General features: G+C 61.5%; 24 protein-coding genes. 17 read left to right on the top strand and 7 right to left on the bottom strand.

The window, feature by feature from the left end; translation table 11 throughout:
- Positions 1–46 precede the first annotated feature (46 nt).
- The 3 genes from mhpD to G7048_RS04295 are packed head-to-tail and all read right to left on the bottom strand — an operon-like array spanning position 47 to position 3,625.
- Positions 47–832 carry a 2-keto-4-pentenoate hydratase gene (gene mhpD / locus G7048_RS04305; RefSeq protein ID WP_166066959.1) on the bottom strand — a complete coding sequence of 262 codons (786 nt, stop codon included), beginning with the start codon at positions 830–832 and terminating at the stop codon, positions 47–49.
- 37 nt (positions 833–869) lie between these two features.
- Complete coding sequence (locus G7048_RS04300) at positions 870–1,841, bottom strand: 3-carboxyethylcatechol 2,3-dioxygenase (RefSeq protein WP_166066958.1); 972 nt, start codon at positions 1,839–1,841, stop codon at positions 870–872.
- Positions 1,838–3,625: a bifunctional 3-(3-hydroxy-phenyl)propionate/3-hydroxycinnamic acid hydroxylase gene (locus G7048_RS04295; RefSeq protein ID WP_166066957.1), complete on the bottom strand. Its 1,788-nt coding sequence runs from the start codon at positions 3,623–3,625 to the stop codon at positions 1,838–1,840. The genes G7048_RS04300 and G7048_RS04295 overlap by 4 nt, the downstream gene beginning before the upstream one ends.
- A 132-nt stretch (positions 3,626–3,757) precedes the next feature.
- Here G7048_RS04295 and G7048_RS04290 point away from each other — a divergent pair, with 132 nt between their 5' ends.
- The 4 genes from G7048_RS04290 (at position 3,758) to G7048_RS04275 (ending at position 8,223) form a co-directional block, all read left to right on the top strand.
- Positions 3,758–4,597: a DNA-binding transcriptional regulator gene (locus G7048_RS04290; protein WP_166066956.1), complete on the top strand. Its 840-nt coding sequence runs from the start codon at positions 3,758–3,760 to the stop codon at positions 4,595–4,597.
- A gap of 168 nt (positions 4,598–4,765) precedes the next feature.
- Positions 4,766–5,434 carry a GntR family transcriptional regulator gene (locus tag G7048_RS04285; protein ID WP_166066955.1) on the top strand — a complete coding sequence of 223 codons (669 nt, stop codon included), beginning with the start codon at positions 4,766–4,768 and terminating at the stop codon, positions 5,432–5,434.
- Positions 5,431–6,888: a malonyl-CoA decarboxylase gene (locus G7048_RS04280; protein WP_166066954.1), complete on the top strand. Its 1,458-nt coding sequence runs from the start codon at positions 5,431–5,433 to the stop codon at positions 6,886–6,888. The genes G7048_RS04285 and G7048_RS04280 overlap by 4 nt, the downstream gene beginning before the upstream one ends.
- A gap of 288 nt (positions 6,889–7,176) precedes the next feature.
- Positions 7,177–8,223 (top strand): tripartite tricarboxylate transporter substrate binding protein, encoded by a 1,047-nt coding sequence (locus G7048_RS04275; RefSeq protein WP_240933162.1) that lies wholly within the window; start codon positions 7,177–7,179, stop codon positions 8,221–8,223.
- A gap of 95 nt (positions 8,224–8,318) precedes the next feature.
- Here the strand turns inward: G7048_RS04275 and G7048_RS04270 are convergent, their stop codons facing one another.
- Entirely contained in the window at positions 8,319–8,993 is a 675-nt protein-coding gene (locus G7048_RS04270; RefSeq protein ID WP_166066953.1) for a GntR family transcriptional regulator, read from the bottom strand.
- Positions 8,994–9,081: 88 nt separating this feature from the next.
- Here G7048_RS04270 and G7048_RS04265 point away from each other — a divergent pair, with 88 nt between their 5' ends.
- Genes G7048_RS04265 through G7048_RS04250 form a run of 4 tightly spaced genes read left to right on the top strand, consistent with a single transcriptional unit; the run spans position 9,082 to position 13,644 of the window.
- Positions 9,082–9,831 carry an enoyl-CoA hydratase/isomerase family protein gene (locus tag G7048_RS04265; RefSeq protein ID WP_166066952.1) on the top strand — a complete coding sequence of 250 codons (750 nt, stop codon included), beginning with the start codon at positions 9,082–9,084 and terminating at the stop codon, positions 9,829–9,831.
- A 51-nt stretch (positions 9,832–9,882) separates the two neighbouring features.
- Entirely contained in the window at positions 9,883–10,863 is a 981-nt protein-coding gene (locus G7048_RS04260) for a tripartite tricarboxylate transporter substrate binding protein (protein ID WP_166066951.1), read from the top strand.
- A 5-nt stretch (positions 10,864–10,868) separates the two neighbouring features.
- Entirely contained in the window at positions 10,869–12,035 is a 1,167-nt protein-coding gene (locus G7048_RS04255) for a CaiB/BaiF CoA-transferase family protein (RefSeq protein ID WP_166070787.1), read from the top strand.
- Between the two features lie 52 nt (positions 12,036–12,087).
- Positions 12,088–13,644 carry a malonyl-CoA synthase gene (locus G7048_RS04250; protein ID WP_166066950.1) on the top strand — a complete coding sequence of 519 codons (1,557 nt, stop codon included), beginning with the start codon at positions 12,088–12,090 and terminating at the stop codon, positions 13,642–13,644.
- A 16-nt stretch (positions 13,645–13,660) separates the two neighbouring features.
- Here G7048_RS04250 and G7048_RS04245 read toward each other — a convergent pair whose 3' ends face one another.
- A complete protein-coding gene (locus tag G7048_RS04245) occupies positions 13,661–14,284 on the bottom strand; it encodes an FMN-binding negative transcriptional regulator (RefSeq protein ID WP_166066949.1) in 624 nt (207 codons plus the stop codon).
- 188 nt (positions 14,285–14,472) lie between these two features.
- A complete protein-coding gene (locus G7048_RS04240) occupies positions 14,473–14,916 on the bottom strand; it encodes a universal stress protein (protein WP_166066948.1) in 444 nt (147 codons plus the stop codon).
- Positions 14,917–15,136: 220 nt separating this feature from the next.
- On the opposite strand from G7048_RS04240, the gene G7048_RS04235 reads away from it, so the two are divergent.
- The 9 genes from G7048_RS04235 to G7048_RS04195 all read left to right on the top strand — a co-directional run bounded on the left by G7048_RS04235 (position 15,137) and on the right by G7048_RS04195 (position 23,319).
- The gene (locus G7048_RS04235; RefSeq protein WP_371747620.1) at positions 15,137–17,524 is read left to right on the top strand and encodes a heavy metal translocating P-type ATPase; all 2,388 of its coding nucleotides are present in this window, start codon (positions 15,137–15,139) and stop codon (positions 17,522–17,524) included.
- The gene (gene ccoS / locus G7048_RS04230; protein ID WP_166066946.1) at positions 17,524–17,661 is read left to right on the top strand and encodes a cbb3-type cytochrome oxidase assembly protein CcoS; all 138 of its coding nucleotides are present in this window, start codon (positions 17,524–17,526) and stop codon (positions 17,659–17,661) included. The genes G7048_RS04235 and ccoS overlap by 1 nt, the downstream gene beginning before the upstream one ends.
- A 63-nt stretch (positions 17,662–17,724) precedes the next feature.
- Positions 17,725–19,167, top strand: coding sequence for a cytochrome-c oxidase, cbb3-type subunit I (gene ccoN / locus G7048_RS04225; RefSeq protein WP_166066945.1), 1,443 nt, complete (start codon positions 17,725–17,727; stop codon positions 19,165–19,167).
- A gap of 15 nt (positions 19,168–19,182) precedes the next feature.
- The gene (gene ccoO / locus G7048_RS04220; RefSeq protein WP_166066944.1) at positions 19,183–19,815 is read left to right on the top strand and encodes a cytochrome-c oxidase, cbb3-type subunit II; all 633 of its coding nucleotides are present in this window, start codon (positions 19,183–19,185) and stop codon (positions 19,813–19,815) included.
- 17 nt (positions 19,816–19,832) lie between these two features.
- Positions 19,833–19,970: a CcoQ/FixQ family Cbb3-type cytochrome c oxidase assembly chaperone gene (locus G7048_RS04215; protein WP_166066943.1), complete on the top strand. Its 138-nt coding sequence runs from the start codon at positions 19,833–19,835 to the stop codon at positions 19,968–19,970.
- 28 nt (positions 19,971–19,998) lie between these two features.
- Positions 19,999–20,913 carry a cytochrome-c oxidase, cbb3-type subunit III gene (gene ccoP / locus G7048_RS04210; protein ID WP_166066942.1) on the top strand — a complete coding sequence of 305 codons (915 nt, stop codon included), beginning with the start codon at positions 19,999–20,001 and terminating at the stop codon, positions 20,911–20,913.
- A 122-nt stretch (positions 20,914–21,035) separates the two neighbouring features.
- Positions 21,036–22,478 (top strand): cytochrome c oxidase accessory protein CcoG, encoded by a 1,443-nt coding sequence (gene ccoG, locus G7048_RS04205; RefSeq protein ID WP_166066941.1) that lies wholly within the window; start codon positions 21,036–21,038, stop codon positions 22,476–22,478.
- Between the two features lie 119 nt (positions 22,479–22,597).
- Positions 22,598–22,888: a FixH family protein gene (locus G7048_RS04200; protein WP_166070786.1), complete on the top strand. Its 291-nt coding sequence runs from the start codon at positions 22,598–22,600 to the stop codon at positions 22,886–22,888.
- 143 nt (positions 22,889–23,031) lie between these two features.
- Positions 23,032–23,319, top strand: coding sequence for a hypothetical protein (locus tag G7048_RS04195; protein ID WP_166066940.1), 288 nt, complete (start codon positions 23,032–23,034; stop codon positions 23,317–23,319).
- A 199-nt stretch (positions 23,320–23,518) separates the two neighbouring features.
- Here G7048_RS04195 and fnr read toward each other — a convergent pair whose 3' ends face one another.
- Entirely contained in the window at positions 23,519–24,241 is a 723-nt protein-coding gene (gene fnr, locus G7048_RS04190; RefSeq protein ID WP_166066939.1) for a fumarate/nitrate reduction transcriptional regulator Fnr, read from the bottom strand.
- Positions 24,242–24,403: the final 162 nt, after the last annotated feature.

Below are 24,403 nucleotides of genomic sequence, written 5' to 3'. Positions count from 1 at the left end.
TCTCCGTGATTTTCTAGGTTTGGAATTTGAGGGAAAAGAACGTTGCTTACTGACTGAATTGAGCGCGCACGCTGCCCACGCCGGTGATGCTCGCTTCAAAGCGGTCACCTGCCTGCACTGGCACCATGGTGCCGAGCGCGCCGGTCAGCACCAGATCGCCTGCACGCAGCGGCGAGCCAAGGCTTGCGAGCTTGCGGGCCAGCCACACGCAGGCGTTGAGCGGGTGACCGAGGCAGGCCGCGCCGTTGCCGCTGGAGGCGGTTTCGCCGTTGCGCGTCATGGTCATTTCGCAGAGCTTGAGGTCAAGCGCGTTGAGCTTGGTCGGCACGCCGCCGAGCACGACGAGGCCACTGGAGGCGTTGTCGGCCACGGTGTCGATGAAGCGGATGTTCCAGTTGGCGATGCGGCTGCCGACGATTTCGATGGCCGGCAGCACGTAGGCGGTGGCGTTGATCACATCGACCAAAGTGGCGTCCGCCATGTCGAGATCGCGCTCCAGCACGAGGGCGACTTCGGCCTCGACCTTGGGTTGCAGCGTGCGTGCAAGCGGCACGACCTCATCGTCACCGTAGACCATGTCGGCGAACAGCGTGCCGAAGTCCGGTTGATCGACGCCGAGTTGCTTTTGCACGGTGAGCGAGGTGAGGCCGATCTTGCGACCGACGATGCGGCGACCTTGCGATTGCGCATGTCGCACGTTGGCGAGCTGCACCGCGTAGGCCGTTTCGTTGTCGGTGATTTCATCGCGCAGCGGTGCAATTGGCACTGCGTTGGCTTCCGCTTGGCGAAGGCGTTCGGCCCAGCGTTCTATGTCGTGAGTTGGAGCGGTCATGGAGCGTTGAAGGAGCGTTGAAGTGGTGGTGATGAATTCAGGTATTTGTGTGCATGAACATCACGCCGTAGCCTGCGATCAGCGCAGGCATGCAGCGGTATGTTTGAAGCGGGCAGGGCAGTTCTGTGTTCAGAGGCAAGGCGCTGCGAGCCACCAGCCAGGTCTTGGATTCGTGCGCGGAGTTGCCTGCTTGCTGCGAGATCGATTCCTCGCTCATCGCGCACAGCGCATCGAGCTCGCCGCTCGCCATGGCCTGCATCCAGCGGTGGTCCCACTCGGGGTTGAGCGGCTTCATCCAGTCTTCGCCATGGGCCAGCGCCATGCCTGCGGCCTTCACGCGTTCGGTCTTGGCATCGCGCTCTTGCTGCGTGGGCATGCGCTTGTTGGTGATGCGCTCGCGCACGGCCAGATCGGGGTGTTCCATGGTGGGAACCGGTGGCTCGTGCGACAGACCGCCGGAGCCGATCAGCAGTGTGCGTTCGGGCAGCGTGTCGAGAAACTGGCCGATGCTCTGGCCCAGCGTGCGGCAGCGCGAGAGGCGCGCGATGCTGGGCTGCGAGACCGAGTTCACGAAGATCGGAATCAGGGGCGGCGTCTTCATCTCGTCATCCCACAGAAACTGCAGGGCTTGCGAGAAGCCATGATCGACCAGCATGCGGCGCGACACCGCCATGTCGAAGTTGTCATTCATCAGGTGCTTGGCGAGCGCGAGCGCCTTGTCCTGCGCGACGTTGAGCGGCCCGGCGGGCGACAGGTAGTCGCCCACGGCGGTGGCTTCTGAACCGATGCAGAAGGGCGGCATCAGCTCGTTGAAGAAGCCGTTGTAGTGGTCCGGGCCGATCAGCACGATGAGCTCGGGTCCGAACTCGTGCACAAAGGTGCGCGCGGCGCTCACGGCCATGTCGATGGCCATCTGGTCGTCTTCGTCGATCGGGTTCAGTCCGAGCAACGGCGAATGCGACATGCCGAGAAACGCGCGGCTGGCTTTGCGTGGGTTAGTCATTTTCATGCGAGCACCTCCATGTGGGCAGGCATTGCGCTGTGCAGCACATGCGCGAGTTGTTCAGTCACTGCCGACACTTCCTGCGGCGATGCGAGCGCGGCGACAAAGCGGTCCGGGCGCACGAAGACGATGGACTTGGATTGCGTGCTGAACCAGTCCTTGATGCGGCCCTGCGCGTCGCCGATGGTGATGACGTCGTCGTGGGTGGGCGAGGAGTGCTTGAGTTGCACCGTGGGCATAACGCGGATGAGGCGCGCGCCGAGGCGTTGCCAGAATGCGCGTGCCGCGTCGTTCATGCCGTAGCTTGGGTCCGTTCCCCAGGCGATGATGGCAAAGTGCAGGCCGATCACGTCGTCCAGGCGCACGGTCTCGCCCGCCAAAGTGCTCACGCGCGGCTGGATGAACATGCGGCCGATGGGGCTGGGCTCGGGCACCTGCAGTCCGTGCACGAGGCGGCCGACCAGCGACTCCTTCTTCTCGGCCATCAGGCCGAGCAGGCGGCTCATCGGCGTGTTGCCCGAACCATCGAGCAGTCCACCAAATGGCATCTTCGCGCCGCGATTGCCAGTGGCGGTCTGGTGCAGCACCACGCCTTGTTCGTAGCGCGGCATGGGCTTGAAGCGCATTTCGGCGAAGTATTGCTTCACGGGCGGCAGCACGTTGAGCGCGAGCATGGCGGTGTCGCGCACCTTGGCGACGGTGTGGCTCTCGGGCGCAAAGATGTCGCCCGCCACTTCGGAGAGGTGGATCATGCTGCGGGCATGGGTGCGGCGTTCTTGCTCGTAGCTGTCGAGCAGCGCGGCATCGGCTTGACCGTGGACCACCATCGCCAGCTTCCACGCGAGATTGCCCGCGTCGCGCATGCCGCTGTTGTAGCCCTGACCTTGCCACACGGGCATGATGTGCGCCGCATCGCCCGCGAGCAGAACGCGGCCCACGCGAAAGCGTGCAGCGAGGCGCGCGTTGTGGGTGTAGACGCGCTTGCGGATGTAGTCCACCTTGTCCGGATCGGCCACCACCTTCTGCATGAGCTTGGCGAGGTTTTCGGGCTTGGAGAGTTCTTCCTCGGTCTCGCCCGGCATCACCATGAATTCGAAGCGGCGGATGCCGTGGGGCAGGGCTGCCGACACATAGGGGCGCTCGGGATCGCAGTGCATGTCGATGTGCGGCGTGCCGAGCGGGTCGTTGCGCACGTCGACGACGATCCATTGATTGGGCTTGGTGCGGCCTTCGTAGGGCACGTTGAGCGTGCGACGCACGAGGCTGTTGCCGCCGTCGCAGGCCACCAGATAGCGCACGGACACGTTGCGTTCGTTGCCGTCGTTTCCTTTCACGGTGACCTGGACGCCCGCATCGCTTTGCGAGAACTGCTGCAGCTCGTGGCCGAACAGCACCTGCACATGCGGGAAACGCTTGAGGCCCTGATACAGAATCTCGTCCACTTGCGGCTGGATGAAGGCGTTGCGGCGCGACCAGCCGAATTCGTCGGTGCGTGGTTCAATCGATGCGAAACACTGGCCGCTGGCGGTATAGAAACGCATCCAGTGATCGGGCGTGATGTGTGCCTGTACTTGCTCGGAAAGACCGGCCGCCTGCAGCGTGCGCAGCGCTTCGTCGTCGATGCCGATGGCGCGCGGGTAGTCGATCACCTGGTCTAGCTTTTCGATGATCAGCACCTTCACGCCAGCAAGGCCCAGCGTATTGGCGATGGTCAGGCCGACAGGGCCCGCGCCGACGATGATCACGTCATGCGAGTCGGTTGGGTTTTGTCTCGTTGAGGCATTTGTCATGGGCAGTCTCCGTGAGAAATATCAGTGATGAGCGATAAGCTTTGATAATTCTCAAGGCCGGGTCGTACACTGAGAACCGCGTGCACCAGGTGCACATAAACCTTCGAACTAACCCTTAAGAAGAGTCCGATCATGGCGACCAGACGTGGGATTTCGACCACATTTGCCGACAACGACTACAAGGAAGTGCGCAGTCTTTCGCGTGGTCTGCTGGTGCTGCAGGCGCTCAACCGCGCGCCGGGCGGAATCGCCTCCACCACCGAACTGGCGCAGGCCTGCGGCATCCATCGCACCACCGTCAAGCGTTTGCTGGAGACACTGCGTGCCGATGGCTTCGTGCGCCGTGGCGAGAAGGACGGGCAGTACTACCTGACCTTTGCCGTGCGCAGCCTGAGTGAGGGATTTGTGCACGACGACTGGGTCGATCAGGTTGCGCTGCCGCTGATGCGTGCGGCCTTGCCTGACCTGATGTGGCCGTGCGATCTGGGCGCGCTCGAAGGTGGCTTCATGGTGGTGCGCGAGAGCACGCACCGCTTCAGTCTGCTGTCGCAGCATCGCGGAATGATTGGCGAGAAGCTGCCGCTGTTCTTCACCGCGATGGGCCGTGCCTATCTCGCAGCCTGCACCGAGGCCGAACTGGAAGGTCTGCTGGCGCTGCTTGCCCAGCGCGACGATGCGGTGGGCGAGATGGCGCGTGATCGCACAGCTGTCGACCGACTGATTGCCGAGACACGTACGCGCGGCTACGCGGTGAACGACGGCGACTGGATTCGCGAGAAGACTACGGGTGCGATTGCCGTGCCCATCATCAGCGGGCGCAAGCTGGTGGGTGGTGTGAACCTGATTTTTCCGCGCGCGGCGGTTTCCGTGGCAGAGCTGGAGCAGCGTTATTTGCCGCGTCTGAAACGTCTTGCCAGCCGCATCGGCAAAGACATGCAGCCGTGGTTACAGGGCAGTAACGAATCTTCGTAGATACCCGACTGTTGGAAATCCGCACTTTCATTCATAATTATGAGAAATTACACATGCGAATGTGTTTTGCCATCAATTGACGACCGATGTCAGCAGAATGATGGCATCACGCGTTGTATGTAAATGTGCTGATATTTAGAAACCCAGCCCGGACAGCCCGATATCGCCATGCGCACGCTAGCCAACTCCATGCACGATCAGGTCGCTGAAAGACTGCGGGAACTGATCTTCGACGGGACGCTCGCCCCCGGCAGCTTTCTCGATGAGGTGCGGCTGTGCGAGCAGCTTGAAATCTCGCGCACGCCGCTGCGAGAAGCTTTGAAGGTGTTGGTGGCCGAAGGGCTGGCCCGGCACGAGCCGCGCCGTGGCTGCTTTGTCGCCCAGATCACCGAGCGCGATGTGGACGAGATTTTTCCGGTGATCGGCCTGCTCGAAGGCCGCGCCGCGTTCGAGGCCACGCAGAAGGCGACGCAGGCCGACATCAACGCGCTCGAAGCGCTGCATGAGCGCCTGCAGCGTCACGCCGACGCGGGCGACATCAACGAATACTACGCGGCCAATCTGGCGATTCACGAAGCCTTCATCACGCTGGCCGACAACCGCTGGCTTGCGCAGAGCATTGGTGATCTGCGCAAGATTCTTCGCCTCGCACGGCTGCAGCAACTGCATGCGCCGGGGCGGCTGGACAACAGCCTTCATGAACATCAGGACGTGTTCGCCGCACTCAAGCGCCGCGACGCCGATGCCGCCGAACAGGCCATGCGCCACCACCTTTTTGCCCAACGAGAGGCGCTGCGCGAGCTGGCGCGCCTCCATTCGTCCCGGATTGCCCTATGAATGCCGCTACCACCTGGTTGTCCCGCAACGTCGCCCGTCTGATGGGCGGGGACTCGAAAACGTCCGAATCCACTTCTGAAAAAGCCTCGGCCAAGGATTCGGGTGCGCCGCGCTCGACCCATGACCGGCTCGAAGCCACACTGCGTCGTGGCAACGAAGCCCTGTCGCCGCGTGCGCTGCGGCGCGTGTTGACGGATCTGCAGGAAGTCGTCGCGCCGCGCGTGAGCGAAATCGAAGGCGGTCGCCGCGCCGAGGCGGTGGCCAGTTGGTACGCCGAAGCCTCGCCCGAGGAGCGCCACGATCTCTGGCTGCTGATGTGCGAGCAGTTCACGCCCGATGCATCGCGCGTGAAGAATGCGCAGCAGAAATACGAAGCCGCTGTCGGCACGCCCGACGCGCCGCAGGCCGAAGCCCAACTGCGCCGCGTGCTGACGTCGCCGCGCACGCGCCTGTTGCAGCGTTTTGCGGCGTTTCCGAACGGCATGCGTTTTCTGGTCGATCTGCGTGCCGAGCTGCTGCCGCATCTGAAGGGCGACAAGCGCCTGATGCCGCTGGAGGCTGAACTGGAGCAGTTGTTCGCCACTTGGTTCGACATCGCGTTTCTGGAGCTGCAGCGCCTGTCCTGGGACTCGCCCGCGTCGCTCATCGAAAAGCTCATCAAGTACGAGGCCGTGCACGACATCCGCAGCTGGGCCGATCTGAAGAACCGCCTCGACAGCGACCGCCGCTGCTACGGCTTCTTCCATCCGCGTCTGCCCAACGAGCCGCTGATCTTTGTGGAAGTGGCGCTGGTCACCGACATTTCCGCCAGCATCACGCCGCTGCTGGACGAATCCGCCGAAGCTGCCGACCTGAGCAAGGCGACGACCGCGATCTTCTACTCGATCAGCAACACGCAGACCGGCCTGCGCGGCGTGAGCTTCGGCGATTCGCTGATCAAGCATGTGGTGGAAACGCTGACCGCAGAGTTCCCCAAACTCAAGCGCTTTGCGACGCTGTCGCCGATTCCGGGCTTCCGTTCGTGGCTGGGCAAGAACTGCGCGCAGCAACTCGAATTGCTCGATGAAAAGCGTCTGGCTGAGCTGGGCAGGGTGGTGGGTTTTGAGCCACCGCAGGCCGCGCATGTGCTGGCCGCAGCGGACGCCAATGCGCTGGAGCTCGATGCGAAATCGCCCGTGCGCCAGTTCGTCACCGAATGCGCGGCGCGCTATCTGGGACGCGGCATGGTGGACGACAAGCCGATCGATCCCGTAGCGCGTTTTCACCTCGGCAATGGTGCGCGCGTGGAGCGCCTGAACTGGGCAGGCGACCCGTCGTCCAAGGGCATGAAGCAGTCGTTCGGGATGATGGTGAATTACCTCTACGACCTGAAAAAGCTCGACAAGCACCGCAGCATGCTGCACGAAGGCCGCGTGCCGGTTTCCAGCGAAATCGACACGCTGTGCCGCGATTGACGGAGCAACGAATTTGGAATGGGCGCATTTGCTGCAAGCACGCAACATGCGCCTGCCCTTGAATCCACTGCGGGAGATTCGACAACAGAGTTGCTTTTACCTCGGGAAAGCCCGTAGATGTTGAGCGCTGATGTGAACGGAAGTTTGTCAATAGCAAAAGCGATTGGCTACAAATGTTCACATTTGAGGATCATGGAGGGCTGACCCATTTCGGCTCGCGCGGAACAGACAAGCTGTACCGCGCGAGCCACCCATCCAACGCAAGAGTAGAACGAGGAGACAGACAACATGCCAGGCAACAACGCATTCCAGGCAGATCCCACCATGGGCGCAATCGGCAACCTGCAGCGTCGCGACGTGCTGCGCGCAGCCGGTGCAGCCGGTTTGATGATGGCGGGCGCGGGCCGCAGTTTCGCGGCCGACCCTGCCGCTGCAAGCTGGCCGAGCAAGCCGGTGACCGTGGTCGTTCCTTTCCCGGCCGGGGGCGGCACGGACGCCTTTGCGCGCCCGCTCGCAGCGCAGTTCTCCAAATCCACGGGCAAGTCGCTGATCATCGACAACCGTGGTGGCGCGGGCGGTACCGTGGGCGCGAGCATTGCCGCCAAGCTGCCGCATGACGGCTATGGCCTGTTCATGGGCGCGGTGCACCATGCGATTGCGCCGTCGATGTATCCCAAGCTCGACTACGACATCGAAAAGGACTTTGTGCCACTTGCACTGCTGGCCAAGGTGCCGCAGGTCATCGTGGTCAATCCCCGCAACGTGACTGCCAAGGATTTCAAAGAGTTCCTCGCCATGCTCAAGGCCAAGCCCGGCAAGTACAACTATGGCTCGGCAGGCTCCGGCACGTCGCACCATCTGGCGGGTGAACTGTTCAAGCTGCAGACCAACACCTTCATCACGCACATCCCGTACCGCGGCGCAGGCCCGGCGCTGCAGGATCTGATCGGCGGCAACGTGGACATGATGTTCGACGGCCTGGGCTCCTCCGCCGCGCACATCAAGGGCGGGCGCATCAAGCCGATGCTGGTTTCCGGTGCCAAGCGCAACCCCGCGCTGCCGGATGTTCCGTGCGCCGCCGAAGTGGGTCTGCCCGACTACACCGTGTCCACTTGGTACGGCCTCTGGGCCCCCAAGGGCACATCACCCGAAATGGCCGCGCGCATCGTCGACGAGTTCAACAAGCTCGGTCAGGCCGAAGAAGTGAAGGCCGCCTGGGCCAGCAACGGCGCAGAATTCGGCGGCCTCTCGTCGCAGGACTTTGGCAAGATGGTCAGCGGTGAAGTCAAGCGCTGGGCACAGGTGGTGAAGGCTTCGGGGGCGAAGCTGGAGTGAGTCTTTCGTGAAGCCCTTTGGCTTCTATTGAATGCTCGGCTTTCCATGAAGAACGGCGCGTTGGATTGACCACGCGCCGTTTGCTTTTGTCGTGTTCAAGCCTTGCGCTTGCGTCTTTTGGGCTGGAGTCCTTGCTGCACAGGCGGTGCCAAGACCATGTCGGCGAAAGCGCGTCCTCCGGCGGAGATGTGGTTGCGCATGGCTTCTGCTGCGCCTTCGCTGTCGCCGTTGATGATGGCGGCCACCACGGCTTCGTGTTCAGCCTGGGAGCGCAGCAGGCGTTCGGGCTTCTCGAACATCTTTCCGCGATAGGGGGCGACGCGCAGGCGGGCTTCGCGGGTCTGCTCGACGATGTAGGTGTTTCCGCTTGATTGATATATCAAATCATGCAGGCGGACATTGGCCTGCTCGTAGCCAATGGAGTCTGCTGAGTTTGCACAGGCGCGGGTATCTTCCAGCGCTTGTTTGAGGTGTTCTTTCTGCTCGTTGTTGATGCGGTTGGCTGCCAGGCGCGCGACCACGCCTTCGAGTTCTCCAACGCCTTCCATCATGGCGATCAGTTCGCGCAGTTCCAGCTGGCGTACATAGATGCCGGAGCGCGGCAGGATGCTGATCATCCCCTTGGCGGACAGCAGCAACAAGGCTTCGCGGACGGGCGTGCGGGATGCCTGGAAACGTTCGCACAGTTCCTGTTCGTCGATGGGGTCTCCCGGCAGGAGGGTGCCGCTGCGCAGGTCGTGCTCCAACGCCAGACGGATCCTGTCCTGCATGCTCGGCAGACCTAGGGTTTTCTCTGTATGTGCGGTATGCTGACTCATTTTCTAATATTAGATATATCTGTTGAGGCTAATGATACACATGACGCCCGAGTTGCACCTGCAAAATCACGTTGCCACCATTACCCTCAAGCGGCCCGATGTCGCCAATCGGCTCGCGCCCGAGGATCTGCCAGTCATCATTTCGCACGTTCAGAAGATCAACGCATCTGACGACGTGCGCGTGGTGGTGTTGCGCAGCGAAGGCAAGTATTTTTGCAGTGGCTATGATATATCAGAGGTGCAAAACAGTCAGGAGAAAGGCAGCAGCTTTGGCGAGATGGTGGATGCCATCGAGCAGTGCCGCGCGGTGACCATTGCGGTGGTGCACGGCGGTGTTTACGGCGGTGCGACCGACATGGCACTGGCCTGCGACTTTCGCGTGGGCGCGAGCGCGGCGGAGATGTTCATGCCGGCGGCGCGCCTTGGGCTGCACTTCTATCAGGCGGGGCTGGAGCGTTATGTCACGCGGCTGGGGCTGGACACGGCCAAGCGGCTGTTTCTCACCTGCGAGCGGTTGAATGCCGACGAAATGAAATCCTGCGGTTTTCTCACGCATCTGGTTCAGCCGGAGGCGCTCGAGAGCACCGTTTCCACATTGACGGACACGCTCAGCGCGATGGCACCGCTGCCGCTGTTCGGCATGAAAAAGCATCTGAATTTGATCGCACGCGGTCAGCACGACGCGGACGCGATTGCGCGCGATGTGTTCCAGACCGTGCATTCGGACGATTTGAAAGAGGGCGGCACCGCCTGGCGCGAAAAGCGCAAACCGGTCTTCAAAGGGCGCTGACAAACCCGAAGGCTTCTTGAAGACATAACTTACCCCATACGGAGACAAACCATGAAGTTGAAGACTGCCTTCGCGGCGGCAATGACCGCGCTCGCCTGTGCATCTGCCTTTGCCCAGGGCGGAGCCTATCCGAACCGACCGATCACGCTGATCGTCGGCTTCCCGCCCGGCGGTGGCGCGGACTCGGTGGCGCGCATCGTGAGCGAAAAGCTCGGCCGTGTGCTCAATCAATCGGTGATCGTGGACAACCGCGCCGGTGCGGGCACGACGATCGCGTCCGATCTGGTGGCGCGTGCGCAGCCCGACGGCTACACCTTGCTGCTGGCGACACCCAGCTTGTACGGCTCCGACCAGCTGCTCTACAAGAGCGCGCGCTATGACGGCGAAAAGAGCTTCACCCCGGTGGCGCGTTGGGCGTATTCGCCGATGCTGCTGGCGGTGAAGAAGGACTTCCCCGAGAACTCGGTGCAGGGCCTGATTGCGCAGGCGCGCAAGAATCCGGGCAAGCTCAGCTATTCGTCTTCCGGCACGGGCGTTGTCACGCATCTGGCGGGGGCGTCGTTTGCGCAGGCGGCGGGCATCGACATGCTGCATGTGCCGTTCAAGGGCGGCGCGCCGTCGATTCAGGCGGTGGGCGCGGGCGATGTGGACATGACCTTCGGCACGCCGCCTTCGGTTCTGCCGATAGCGCAGGGCGGCAAGCTGCGTCTGCTGGCGGTCACGACCACGGAGCGCTCGCCGTTGTTTCCTGATCTGCCCGGCATGAAGGAGTCCGGCATCAACGACTTCAATTTCACCATCGCCTATTCGCTGTATGGCCCTGCCAAGCTGCCCGCCGAAGTGGTGCAGAAGCTCGCGGAAGTGAGCTTCCAGGTGCTGCGGGACCCCGAAGTGAAGGCCAAGCTGGAAAAGCAGGGCAACATCGCCTGGCCGACGAAGACGGCCGACGAGTTCCGCACTTGGGCGGTCACCGAAGGCAAGAAATACAAGGTGATCACGGAGCGCTCGGGCGCGGTGGGAGCCACCAATTGAACGCGATGAACGCGACGGCCATCGGCTTGCCGCTGGAAGGCATTACCGTCGTTGACCTCACGCGCGTGCTGGCCGGACCCATGTGCACGCAGACGCTGGGCGATCTGGGGGCGCGGGTGATCAAGGTCGAGCAGCCCGAGGTGGGCGACGATTCGCGCGCCATCGGTCCGTTTGTGGACGGCACATCGGCGTACTTCATGTCGGTGAACCGGAACAAGGAATCGATTGCGCTGCACCTCAAGGCGGATGCGGATCGGCAGATCTTCGAGAGCCTGCTCGCCAAGGCGGATGTGCTGGTCGAGAACTACCGGCCTGGCACGATGGAAAAGCTCGGCTACGGCTGGGACGAGCTTCATGCGCGCTTTCCGAAGTTGATCTTCGTGTCGATCTCGGGCTTCGGCCAGACCGGCCCGTACCGCGAAAAGCCCGCCTACGACATGGTTGTGCAGGCCATGAGCGGCATGATGAGCGTGACCGGCAGTGCCGATTCCGGCCCGTGCCGCGTGGGCGTGTCGATTGGCGATCTCGGCGCGGGGCTGTATGCGGTGATCGGCACGCAGTCGGCCTTGCTGCGTCGTGCCCGCACAGGGCAGGGTGAGCGCGTGGATGTCTCCATGCTCGATTGCCAGATGGCGCTCCTGGAGAATCCGGTGGCGCGCCTGTCGGCCACGGGCAGCGTGCCGGGGCCGATCGGCTCGCGTCACCCGTCGATGGCGCCGTTCGATGTCTACGCTGCGCAGGATGGCTGGTTCGTGATTGCGGTGGGCAGCGATGTGCTGTTCAAGAAGCTGTGTGGCCTGCTGGAGTTGCCTGATTTGGCTGCCGACCCGCGTTTCACCACCAATGCCGAGCGCTGCAAGCACCAGGCCGAGCTCAAGGTTTTGCTCGAAGAGTGCCTTGTTTTGCAGCCGCGCGCGCACTGGCTCCGTATTTTCTCTGACCACGGCGTGCCCACAGGTGAATATCATTCGGTGGCGGAAGCGGTGGCGCATCCGCAGATTGCGGCGCGCGGCATGATGGCGAGCGTGCAGGCACCGGGCGGTGCCGAGCTGCGGGTGGCCTCGAATCCGCTGATGGCCGGCTTGGGTGCCGATTCTGTGGTGCGGCGCAATCCGCCTGCGCTGGACGGCGACCGGGAACGCATACTGCGTGACTTTGTGGATGCGGCCTGAATGGCGAGATGCCCTGATTTGAGTGAGTTTTTTCGGAAGTGAGCTTTTGAAGATGTCCAACAACAACCTGTTTTCCGCGCTGCGCGCAGCGTTTCCTGCGAATCTCGACGAGACCGCCATTGAAGCGACTTCTCCGGGCGGCGAGCCGCTGAACTACACGTGGCGCGACCTCGACCGCGCGAGCGCGCGCATCGCCAACATGCTGGACTCGCTGAAGCTGCCCGAGGGCAGCCGCGTGGCGGTGCAGGTCGAGAAGTCGGTCGAAGCCGTGCTGCTGTATCTGGCCACGCTGCGTTCGGGCTATGTGTTCCTGCCGCTGAACACCGCCTACCAGAGCGCCGAGATCGAATACTTCGTCGGCAATGCCGAGCCCGCCGTGGTGGTGTGCACGCCGAACAATTTCGGCTGGGTTTCCAAGATCGCCTTCAAGGCCGGTTGCGAATATGTGTTCACACTGGGCGAAGACCGCAACGGCACGCTGCTGGAGCGTTCCACGCATTTCGGCGACGAGCATCAGCCCGTGGAAAAGCAGGCCGACGATCTGGCCGCGATTCTCTACACCAGCGGCACGACGGGCCGCAGCAAGGGCGCGATGCTCACGCACGGCAATCTGCTGTCGAACGCGGTGATGCTCAAGGATTATTGGGGCTGGAAGCAGGGCGACGTGCTGATCCACGCGCTGCCGATCTTCCACGTGCACGGCCTGTTCGTGGCGATCCATGGCGCGCTGATCAACGGCAGCAAGATGATCTGGATGGCCAAGTTCGATCCCAAGGCCGTCATCGCCGCCATGCCGCGCGCGACCGTGTTCATGGGCGTGCCGACGCTGTACGTGCGCATGCTGGCCGAACCCGCTCTCACCAAGCAGCAGGCCAGCCACATGCGATTGTTCATCGCCGGCTCCGCGCCGTTGCTCATCGAGACCTTCAAGGAATGGCAGGACCGCACGGGCTTCACGATTCTGGAGCGCTACGGCATGAGCGAAACCATCATGCTGACGTCCAACCCCTACGCGGCCGATGCACGTTTCGGCAACCAGGACGAGCGTCGTGGCTCGACCGTGGGCTTTCCGTTGCCGGATGTGGGTCTGCGCGTGGTGGACGACGCGGGCAAGGAACTGCCCAAGGGCGAGATCGGCAACATCCAGGTCAAGGGCCCGAACGTGTTCAAGGGCTACTGGCGCATGCCCGAGAAGACCAAGGAAGAGTTCAGCGCCGACGGCTGGTTCAAGACTGGCGACGTGGGCAAGGTCGATGAGCGCGACTACGTGAGCATCGTGGGCCGCAGCAAGGACCTGATCATCAGCGGCGGCTACAATGTCTATCCCGCCGAGATCGAGGGCTACATCAACGACATGCCCGGCGTGGCCGAGAGCGCGCTGGTCGGCGTGCCGCACCCGGACTTCGGCGAAGTCGGCGTGGCGGTGATCATCCCCAAGCCGGGCGTGACGCTCGACGGCGACGACATCATCGCCAAACTGAAGTCGCAGCTCGCGAACTTCAAGATCCCCAAGCGCTGCTTCGTCACCACCGAGCTGCCGCGCAACACCATGGGCAAGGTGCAGAAGAATCTGCTGCGCGAACAGCACAAGGGCCTGTTCGCGCGCTGATCCATCGGTCTGCCGATCACTTGGCGGGGCGCATCAGCTCCGCCAGTTCGGTTGCTCCGCGTGCCTGCAGCGCGTCTGCGGCACCTGCCAGATCGCGCGCCTCGCGGTTCTGGCTCAGCTTGGATTTGCCCACCAGCGAGGTGATGGCGATCTCGATGCCGACGATGTTCTGCAGCATGCCGTTGATGAACTCGGGGGATGAGTCGCCCATCTTCCACGGCTTGGGCTCGGCAGCTTCATGCTTGCGCGTGAGCAGCGCCACCACGCGCCGCACAAAACGCTCGTCATCGCGAATCGTCAGCACGCCATGTGCGTGCACCACTTCGTAGTTCCAGGTTGGCACGAGGCGGTGCGTCTCGTGCTTGCTCGGATACCAGTTGGGCGAGATGTAGGACTCGGCTCCGCGAAAGATCACCATCACCGGTGTGCCTGTAGGGCAGCGCTGCCAGACCGGATTGGCGCGCGCGACATGGGCGATGAGCTGGCCATGCTCGCCCACACTGGGGTCGAACTCGAACGGCAGATGATCGGCATCCAGCCCATCGTCCGTATGCGTGACCAGCGTGCCCAACGGGTGCTCGCGAATGACGCGTTGCAATTGGTCGGGCCGATTTTCGGCGAAGTGGGCGGGGATGTACATGGGGCTTCCGTTCCAGATGGTGGTTTGATCTGACGTGAACTTTCGCACAAACGTGGCTTGGTCAAAAGAGCCAGCTTTGCACATTTTCAGGGGTCCACGTGCAAGTTCAATACCAGCTCAGTGCTCTACGGTACCCCAAATGAAAAAGGCAGCGCGAGGCTGCCTTGGAGCGGTTGCCCTGAAACGGATCAGCGCAGAACCAGCACCGGAATGTGCGAATGCGTCAGCACGTGCTGGGTTTCGCTGCCCAGCAGCACGCGCTTGATGCCCTTGCGACCGTGGGAGGCCATGACGATCAGGTCGCAGTTGTTCTTGGTCGCAGCCGAGATGATGCTTTCGGCGATCAGTTCGGACTTGGCGACGACGGACTTGACCGAGGTGCCTTGCTCCGCGCCCATCTTCTTGATTTCGCCCAGTTCGGCCAGAGCCGCGTCGGTCCAGCGCTGCTCGACCTGCTTGACCTCATCGCGGTTCAAGGGCGCGCTGCCTTCGAAGTAGCTGCGTGGATAGCGTGGCACCACCTTGAGTGCAACGATGGAAGCGCCACTCAGCGCTGCCAGGCCAAGGCCGGATTCGACCGCCTTGTCGGACAGAGGGGAGCCGTCAGTGGCTATCAGGATGCGCTTGTACATAGAGAACCTCCTAGTGAGTATCCGCGGCCAATCAGTCGCAGGACCATTGATAAATCAGTGAGCGCTGTTGCTTGCAACGGCTTGTTAACTGAAGCATAGGTGGGAGCAGGGTCGCGGCTCTTGATGCAAGTCAAATTGCGAAAGAGGCTTGCGATTTATCTTTCGTCCTATGTCAATCAGCAACTCCAATAAGCAGGCGATAGTGCGAGATTTTTCGTCTTTGCAGGCTCCAATCACCGAGCCTGCCGAAGCGGATGAGCGCACCACCTTGCTGGACGATCCCGAGGAGTGGAGCGCCTTCGGGCGCGAGCTGCCATCGACAGGGACGTGGGAGTCGTTCGTGGTGCTTGATGGCATGCACTGCGCGGCCTGTGCGTTGTCCATTGAAGACGCGCTCAAGCAGGTGCCGGGCGTGCTCGAAGCCGATGTGAGCGCCGCCACGCACCGCGCGCGCGTGGTGTGGAATCCCGCCCGTGTTCTGCCTTCGCAATGGATGGCGTCGGTGCGCAAGGCCGGTTACCGCAGCCTGCCTGCCATGGACGCGTTGATGCGCGAGCAGCGTCTGCGTGAAAGCCGCCGCGCACTCTGGCGCTGGCTGGTGGCGGGCTTTTGCATGATGCAGGTGATGATGTATGCGTGGCCCGCGTATCAGGCGACGCCGGGTGATCTGTCGCTGGAGATGGAAACGCTGCTGCGCTGGGCCTCGTGGGTGATCAGCGTGCCGGTCATGTTCTTTGCATGCGGACCATTTTTTTCCAGTGCGCTGCGCGACATCCGCGAGCGACGCGTGAGCATGGATATGCCGGTGGCGCTGGGCATGCTGATCACGTTTGTGGTGAGCACGCTGGGCACCTTCGACCCGAGTGGGCCCTTCGGTGCCGAGGTCTATTACGACTCGCTCACCATGTTTGTGTTCTTTTTGCTGTCCGGACGCCTGCTGGAATTGCGTCTGCGTGATCGCACGGCGGGCGCGCTTGAAGCGGTTGCCAATCGACTGCCGGACAGCGTGGAGCGCAAAGACGCAACCACCGGCGAGTTTGTGCGCGTGACCACGCGCCGTCTGCATGTGGGCGACATTGTCCGTGTGTTGCCGGGCGAGGCGTTTCCTGCGGACGGCACCATCATCAGCGGCCAGACGCAAGCCGATGAGGCGCTGCTGACGGGTGAATCGCGCCCGGTGAACAAGCCGCTTGGATCGGCGGTTTCTGCGGGCAGCTACAACCTGCGCGCAACGATCGAGATGCGCGTGGAGCAGATCGGCGATGGCACGCGGTTCGCGCAGGTCGTCGCGTTGATGGAGAGTGCATCGCTGCAAAAGCCGCGTCTGGCACAACTGGCCGACAAGGTCGCTCGCCCCTTTTTGATCGGCGTGATGCTGGCGGCATTGGCCGCTGCCGTCTGGTGGTGGCCGAGCAGCCCCAGCCATGCGGCGATGGTGGCGGTGGCGGTGTTGATCGTCACCTGTCCTTGCGCGTTGTCGCTGGCCACGCCGGTTTCGATGCTGACGGCTGCGGGAACACTGGCACGCAATGGCGTGCTGGTGCGCAATCTGCAGGGGCTGGAATCTCTTGCCGCCGTGGATGCCATCGTGTTCGATAAGACGGGCACGTTGACGCGCGATGGGCTGTCGGTGCTCGACGTGCAGGAGTTTCCGGACGCTGGCATCGCGCGGCAACAGGCGCTCGCGTTGGCCGTTGCGCTGGCTCGCCAATCGCTGCATCCGGTGTCGCGTGCGGTGTCGGACTTCGGGTGCGAGCGAGTGGCTGCCGCCGATATCGACAAGTGGGCACTGGATTTCGTTCAGGAAGTCTCCGGTTCCGGCGTTGTGGCGACCGCGCGGCATCCCTCCTTTCCAAATCAGTTGCTGACCGCAAAGCTGGGCTCTGCCAAGTTCTCCGCTGTCTCTGCACGCGACGATGGGGCTCAGGAAGTCGTCCTGTCGCTGGAAGTGCAGGGTGTTCAGCGGGTCGCCCTCCGTTTCGAGTTGTGCGAAGACATGCGTGCCGAATCCACGGCCGTCATCGAAGCCTTCCAGCGAGAAGGCATTCGCGTCGAACTGCTTTCGGGCGACAACACGGCCGTGGTCAAGCGCGTGGCGGAGCAGACAGGCATTGCCGACGCACATGGCGATTGCACGCCGCAGGACAAGCTGGTTCGGCTGCGCGAATTGCAGGCAGCGGGCAAGCATGTTGCGATGGTGGGTGACGGCCTGAACGACGGCCCTGTGCTTGCGGGTGCGCATGTGTCGTTTGCCTTTGGTCGCTCGGTGCCGCTTGCGCAATCGCGATCCGATTTTGTCGTCATGGGCGATCAGTTGGAACTGGTCTGGCAGACGCTTTTGCTGGCCCGCAGAACCATGCGCGTCGTGCGTCAGAACCTGCTGTGGTCCGCCGTCTACAACGCGGTCTGTGTGCCGCTGGCGATTGCCGGATACATGCCGGCCTGGTTGGCGGGTCTGGGCATGGCGGCCAGCTCTTTGCTGGTGGTCCTCAATGCGGCGCGACTGGCTCGCGCACCGGGTTTGGTCGCCATTCGGCAAACCACTTCCATTCCTTCATTCAACAGGCCATCCACGCCGGTGGCCGCACTCGCAACGGAGTCGATCTGATGGACATCCTGTATTTGCTCATTCCACTTTCCGTGGCGCTCGTGCTGATTGTTCTCGGCGGACTTTGGTGGGCTGTATATCGCGGCCAATTCGAGAATGTAGATCAAGAAGCTGAACGAATTTTGAAAGACGGTTGATATGAGTCAACGCCCAAAAGTGGGTGATGTTTCAAACTGATACCGCTATATAAGAGGTACTCGATGGAATCGCAAAAAGCAGGTGTATCGCACTACAACGACACTGTTGTGCGGCAGTTTTCTATCATGGCCGTCGTGTGGGGGGTGGTGGGGATGTTGGTTGGCGTGATCATCGCCGCCCAGCTGACCTGGCCAGAACTCAACTTCGGCATTCCGTGGCTGAGCTATGGTCGTCTACGGCCTTTGCACACCAACGCGGTGATTTTCGCGTTCGGTGGTTGCGGCTTGTTTGCCACAAGCTACTACGTTGTTCAACGTACATGCCAAACCCGTCTGTTCTGCGCGCCGCTTGCGGCGTTCACGTTCTGGGGCTGGCAACTGGTGATCCTTGCCGCAGCCATCTCGCTGCCGCTGGGCTACACATCCGGCAAGGAATATGCCGAGCTGGAGTGGCCCATCGACATCCTGATCGCGCTGGTGTGGGTGGCCTATGCCATCGTGTTCTTCGGAACCGTGGGAATGCGCAAGGTCAAGCACATCTACGTGGCCAACTGGTTCTTCGGCGCCTTCATTCTGGCGGTGGCATTGCTGCACATCGTCAACAGCGCGGCCATCCCGGCGGGCTGGATGAAGAGCTACTCGGCGTACGCTGGCGTGCAGGATGCCATGGTGCAATGGTGGTACGGCCACAATGCGGTGGGCTTCTTCCTGACCACAGGCTTCCTTGGCATGATGTACTACTTCGTGCCCAAGCAAGCCGGTCGTCCGGTGTACAGCTATCGCCTGTCTATCGTCCACTTCTGGGCGCTGATCTTCACCTACATGTGGGCGGGTCCTCACCATCTGCACTACACCGCGCTGCCTGACTGGACGCAATCGGTGGGCATGGTGTTCTCGCTGATCCTGTTGGCTCCCAGCTGGGGCGGCATGATCAACGGCATGATGACGCTGTCCGGCGCATGGCACAAGCTGCGCGACGACCCCGTCCTGCGCTTCCTGATCGTCTCGCTGTCGTTCTACGGCATGTCGACCTTCGAAGGTCCGATGATGTCCATCAAGACCGTCAACGCGCTGAGCCACTACACCGACTGGACCATTGGCCACGTGCACTCCGGCGCTCTGGGCTGGGTGGGTCTGATCACCATGGGCTCGCTCTACTACCTCGTGCCACGCCTGTTCGGCCGTGGCGCCAAGATGTACTCGACCAAGGCCATCGAACTGCACTTCTGGATGGCCACCATCGGCATCGTGCTGTATATCGCCGCCATGTGGATTGCCGGTGTGATGCAGGGTCTGATGTGGCGCGCCATGAATCCTGATGGCACGCTGACCTACACCTTCGTGGAAAGCGTGAAGGCGACCTATCCGTTCTACGCCATCCGTCTGCTCGGCGGTCTGCTGTACCTGGGCGGCATGGTGGTGATGGCATGGAACGTCTGGATGACAGCCATCTCCGGTCGCTCGGTCAATGTGGTCATTCCCGCAGCCAACGTGGCGCATGCCTGAAAGTGGAGATATTGAATGTCTGATAGTCAAACCAAGGCAGCGTCGGGTTTCTCGCACGAGAAGATCGAGACCAACAACTTCCTGATGATCGTTCTGATCCTGCTGGTGATCGCCATCGGCGGGTTGACGGAAATCGTTCCGCTGTTCTTCCAGAAGTCCACCACGGTGGCGGTGGATGGCGTCAAGCCCTACACCGCAGTGCAGTTGATCGGCCGTGACATCTACATCCGCGAGGGTTGCTACAACTGCCACTCGCAGATGATCCGTCCGTTCCGTGCCGAGACGCTGCGCTACGGTCACTACTCGGTGGCGGGTGAGTTCGTCTACGACCATCCGTTCCAGTGGGGTTCCAAGCGCACCGGTCCTGACCTGCACCGCGTGGGCGGCAAGTACAGCGACGAGTGGCATCGCATCCACCTGAACAACCCGCGTGACGTGGTGCCCGAGTCCAACATGCCTGCCTACCCATGGCTGGAAAAGACGGCGGTGGATCCAGCGGACGCAGCGCCTCGCATGAGCGCACTGCGCAAGGTGGGGGTGCCCTACACGGATGAAGAAATCCAGGGCGCTGCCGAGCAACTCAAGGGCAAGACCGAAATGGATGCGCTGGTCGCATACCTGCAGGTCATGGGCCGTGCATTGAAGTAAGGAAAGAGGAGCAAACCATGGACATCTCGACCATGCGCAGCGTCGCCACCGTGGCATCGCTGATCTGCTTTGTGGGCATCTGGGTCTGGGCCTGGCGTCGTGCCAACAAGAGCCGGTTCGACGAAGCAGCCCAACTTCCCTTCATCGAGGACTGAGATCCTCCCATAGAAAAAGAGTAATCCCATGAGTGACTTCACCAGTAATTTCTGGTCGATCTACGTGGCAGGCATCACCGTCGTCGGCATTCTTGCCTGCTTGTTGCTGCTCATCTTCACCGCAAGGAAGAAGGTTGTATCGGCCAGCGACAACACCACCGGCCATGTCTGGGACGAGGACCTGACCGAGATGAACAACCCGCTGCCACGTTGGTGGATGTGGCTGTTCGTCATCACCATCGTGTTCGGTCTGGGCTATCTGGCCGCCTATCCCGGCCTTGGCACATTCACCGGCAAGCTGAACTGGTCGCAAAAAAGCGAGTACGAGGCCGAAGTGCAGAAGACCGCGGAGCAGTGGGCGCCTCAGTACGCACGTTTCGGCGCGATGTCCATCGAGCAGATGGCTGGCGACAAGTCGGCCATGGCCATCGGCGACCGTCTGTTCATGAACAATTGCGCGCAGTGCCACGGCTCGGACGCGCATGGCAGCAAGGGCTTCCCGAACCTGGCCGACGGCGACTGGCTGCACGGCGGTGCACCGGATCAGATCAGCAAGACGATCCATGATGGCCGCATCGGCAACATGCCTCCCATGGCTGCTGCAGTGGGTGGCTCCGACGATGTCCGCAATCTCGCGCACTATGTTCTGAGCCTGTCGGGCAGCCCGAACGACTCGATCAAGGCGGCTCTTGGCAAGACCAAGTTCACCGCCTGCGCGGCCTGCCACGGCATGGACGGCAAGGGCAATCAGGCACTGGGTGCCCCCAACCTGACCGACGACGTGTGGCTGCACGGCTATGGCGAAGACGCCATCGTCGCGATGATCAACAAGGGCAAGATGAACGAAATGCCTGCTCAGAAGGACAAGCTCACCGAAGACCAGATCAAGGTGCTGGCCGCCTACGTGTGGGGCCTGTCGAACAAGTCGGCCGCCGCTCAGTGACAGCGGGTTAGACGAAGATGAAGAAGCGCGCCGGCCTGTCCTCTGCAAAGGGGAGGCCGGCGTAGTCGCTTCAAGGGTCGCTAAGAGAACTACATATTCCACGAAGATAGAAGATCGAGATCATGGCGTCAGAAGATGGTGACAACGCTCCAAAACGGGTCATCCCGATAACCCCGGTACCGGAGGAGCAGGTCGAAAGCGTGTCGCTCTACGAAGCGCACAAGAAGATCTATGCCCGCTCGATCAGCGGCGTGTTTGCACGCTGGCGCTGGTTGCTGGTGTTTCTGACGCAGGCGTTCTTCTATCTCGTGCCGTGGTTCCAGTGGGGCGAGCGCCAGATGGTGCTCTTCGATCTGGGCGCGCGCCGCTTCTACCTGTTCGGGCTGGTGCTGTACCCGCAGGATTTCATCTATCTCACGGGGCTGCTGATCATCTCGGCGCTGTCGCTGTTCCTGTTCACTGCGGTGGCGGGGCGTCTGTGGTGCGGCTTTGCTTGCCCGCAGACGGTCTACACCGAACTCTTCATGTGGATCGAGCACAAGGTCGAAGGCGATCGCAGCGCGCGCATGCGACTGGACCGCGGTGGCTGGACCTTCGAGAAGATCTGGAAGAAGGCGACCAAGCAGTTCATCTGGATTGCGCTCGCGCTGTGGACCGGCTTCACCTTCGTCGGCTACTTCGTGCCGATTCGCGAGCTGGGTGCCGAGTTGCTGGCGCTGCACGGCACGTGGCAGCTGTTCTGGGTCGTTTTCTATGCGTTTGCGACCTACGGCAATGCGGGCTACATGCGCGAGCAGGTCTGCATGTACATGTGCCCATACGCACGTTTTCAAAGCGCGATGTTCGACAAGGACACGCTGATCGTTGGCTACGACGCTGAACGCGGCGAGCCACGCGCACCGCGCACCCGCAAGGTGGATCACAAGAGCAAGGGTCTGGGTGATTGCATTGATTGCAGCATGTGCGTTCAGGTCTGCCCGACCGGCATCGACATTCGCGATGGTCTGCAATACCAGTGCATTGGCTGTGGCCTGTGCATTGACGCATGCAATACCGTGATGGACAAGATGGAGTATCCGCGCGGCCTCATTCGACTGAGCACGCAGAACGGCATCGTGCAGAAGCTGACGCAATCGCAGATGCTCAAGCGCGTGCTGCGTCCCAGAGTGATGCTGTACACCACCGTGTTGGTGGGCTTGTGCATTGCCATGATGGTGAGCCTGATCGGCCGAACACCGCTCAAGGTGGACGTGGTGCGTGATCGCGCCGCACTCTCACGCATTGTCGCTGGCGGCAAGCTCGAGAACGTCTATCGCCTGCAGATCATGAATGCCACGGAAGGCCAGCGCAGCTATCACATCAGCGCGACAGGCCTGAATGGAATCACGGTGCATACCGATCCCGATCTGACCGTGGGTCCGGCTGAGTCCAAATGGGTGCTGGTCCGAATTCAGATTCCGTACGGCAGCGCTGAAGCAGGCTCGCACAAGGTCATGTTCGAGGTCGCCGCGCAAGAAGATGGCGCGAAGGTGAATGAAAAGTCCGTCTTCCTGGTGCCGCGTTGATGACCGCAGCCAAAGTGAGAAAGAACCAACCATATGCATGGCGCAGCGCTCCAAGCTACCAGCGCCATGCACCAAGGAGTTGAATGATGATGAATACGCAAAGCACAACTGCAGCAGAAATGTCGAACAACGTCGCACAGGCTCAGGCACCTGAGCTGCCCTGGTGGCGTCATGCACATGTCTGGCTGCTGATTTCCGGTCCGGCGATTGTCGTTGTCGCAGGGTTCGTCACCTTGTGGCTGGCCGTTCGCACGCCAGACCCTGTGGTGGAGGACGACTACTACCAGCGCGGTCTGAACATCAACGAAACCCTGCGCAAGCAGCAATCCGACCGAAGCATGCTGCCTGCAGTGAAGGGGCGCAATCACGCAGCAACCGAGGACGATGCCATGCGCCCTGTAGACAAGTGATTTTTTGTGTCAGGGCTTGCGCTATGTACATGCGCAAGGGGCGATGCTAATGTCCCACGCATGAAACAAGAAGACGCCAACTCGCATGAGTGAAGGCGTCAAGAACCGAACTTCAACAAACCGAAGCACAGGGAGACAACGCGATGAAAGCCCAACGACTCATGTGGATCGCATGGCCCGCTTTTCTGATGGCGGGCGTGATGGAAATGGTGGTGTTCGCCTTTGTGGATCCGCAGGCGCTGGAGTGGTTCAACGAACCCTTGAACATGTCGCGGCAGGGCGTCTACACCATCGCATTCTTTGCCTTCTGGGGCATCATCATGGCCGCCAGTGGATTGACGACCTTGCTGTCACTTTCCCCATTCGAAGTGAACCGCTGCCCGGTTCCGTGCGATGAGCGTCCATCGGACTGCGCCAAATTCTCGACTTGATGTTCGAAGCAAAAATGCAGATCGTTGTTCGGATCTGCATTGGGGATTGAATCAACGCTCGCTTGGTGCTTGGCCTTTGAACGAGCGCGGACCAAGCGAGTAACCCTGAGCAAGGGTCGCCCGCAGCGACGGGGTTTCCCCCTCCCGCGTAGCGAGGGAGGGAGAAGGCGCAAAGCGCCTCAGGGGGAGCCCCCTTTAATTAATGACAGGCTTGCTGGCTGTTGACGATGTTGCGCAGGGCGGTGGCGTCGATGATGCGCACATGGCGTTGCTTGACTTCCACGATGCCTTCTTCCACGAATTTGGAGAAGGTGCGGCTCACGGTTTCGAGCTTCAGGCCAAGGTAGCTGCCGATTTCTTCGCGCGTCATGCGAAGCACCAACTCCGACTGCGAGAAGCCGCGTGCATGCAGGCGCTGCACCAGATTCAGCAAGAAGGCGGCCAGACGTTCTTCAGCACGCATGCTGCCCAGCAGCAGCATCACACCATGCTCGCGCACGATTTCGCGGCTCATGATCTTGTGCACGTGGTGCTGCAGAGCCTTGACCTCGCGGGACAGCTCTTCGATGTTGTCGAATGGCATGACGCAGACTTCGGCGTCTTCCAGTGCCACGGCGTCACAGGTGTGGCGATCGCTCACGATGCCATCGAGGCCAATGATTTCGCCAGCCATCTGGAAACCGGTGACCTGATCGCGACCGTCTTCGGTGGCCACGCAGGTCTTGAAAAAGCCGGTGCGGATGGCGAACAGTGATGTGAATGGCTCTCCATTGCGAAAGAGCGTGCCGCCACGCTTGACCTTGCGACGGACCGCGACGACTTCGTCGAGTCGTTTCAATTGGTCATCGGACAGGCCGAGTGGCATACAAAGTTCTCGCAGGTTGCAGTTGGAGCATGCGACTTTGATGGTTTGCGGAGTCATTGCAATGGCGCCTTATATAAGTTATCGGTTAATGGAAGTGGATAGCCCACTTGCCCCTCTACCGTTGGCATTTATGAAAAGAGCAGGAAGGATTGTCCCAGTCCACAAGAAATGTGGATTGACTTGCATCAAGGACATTCCTGAACAGGTGCGGCACAGTAA

It is taken from the genome of Diaphorobacter sp. HDW4B, assembly GCF_011305535.1.
Taxonomy (GTDB): Bacteria; Pseudomonadota; Gammaproteobacteria; order Burkholderiales; family Burkholderiaceae_C; genus Diaphorobacter_A.
This window is presented reverse-complemented; position numbering and strand designations above follow the sequence as displayed.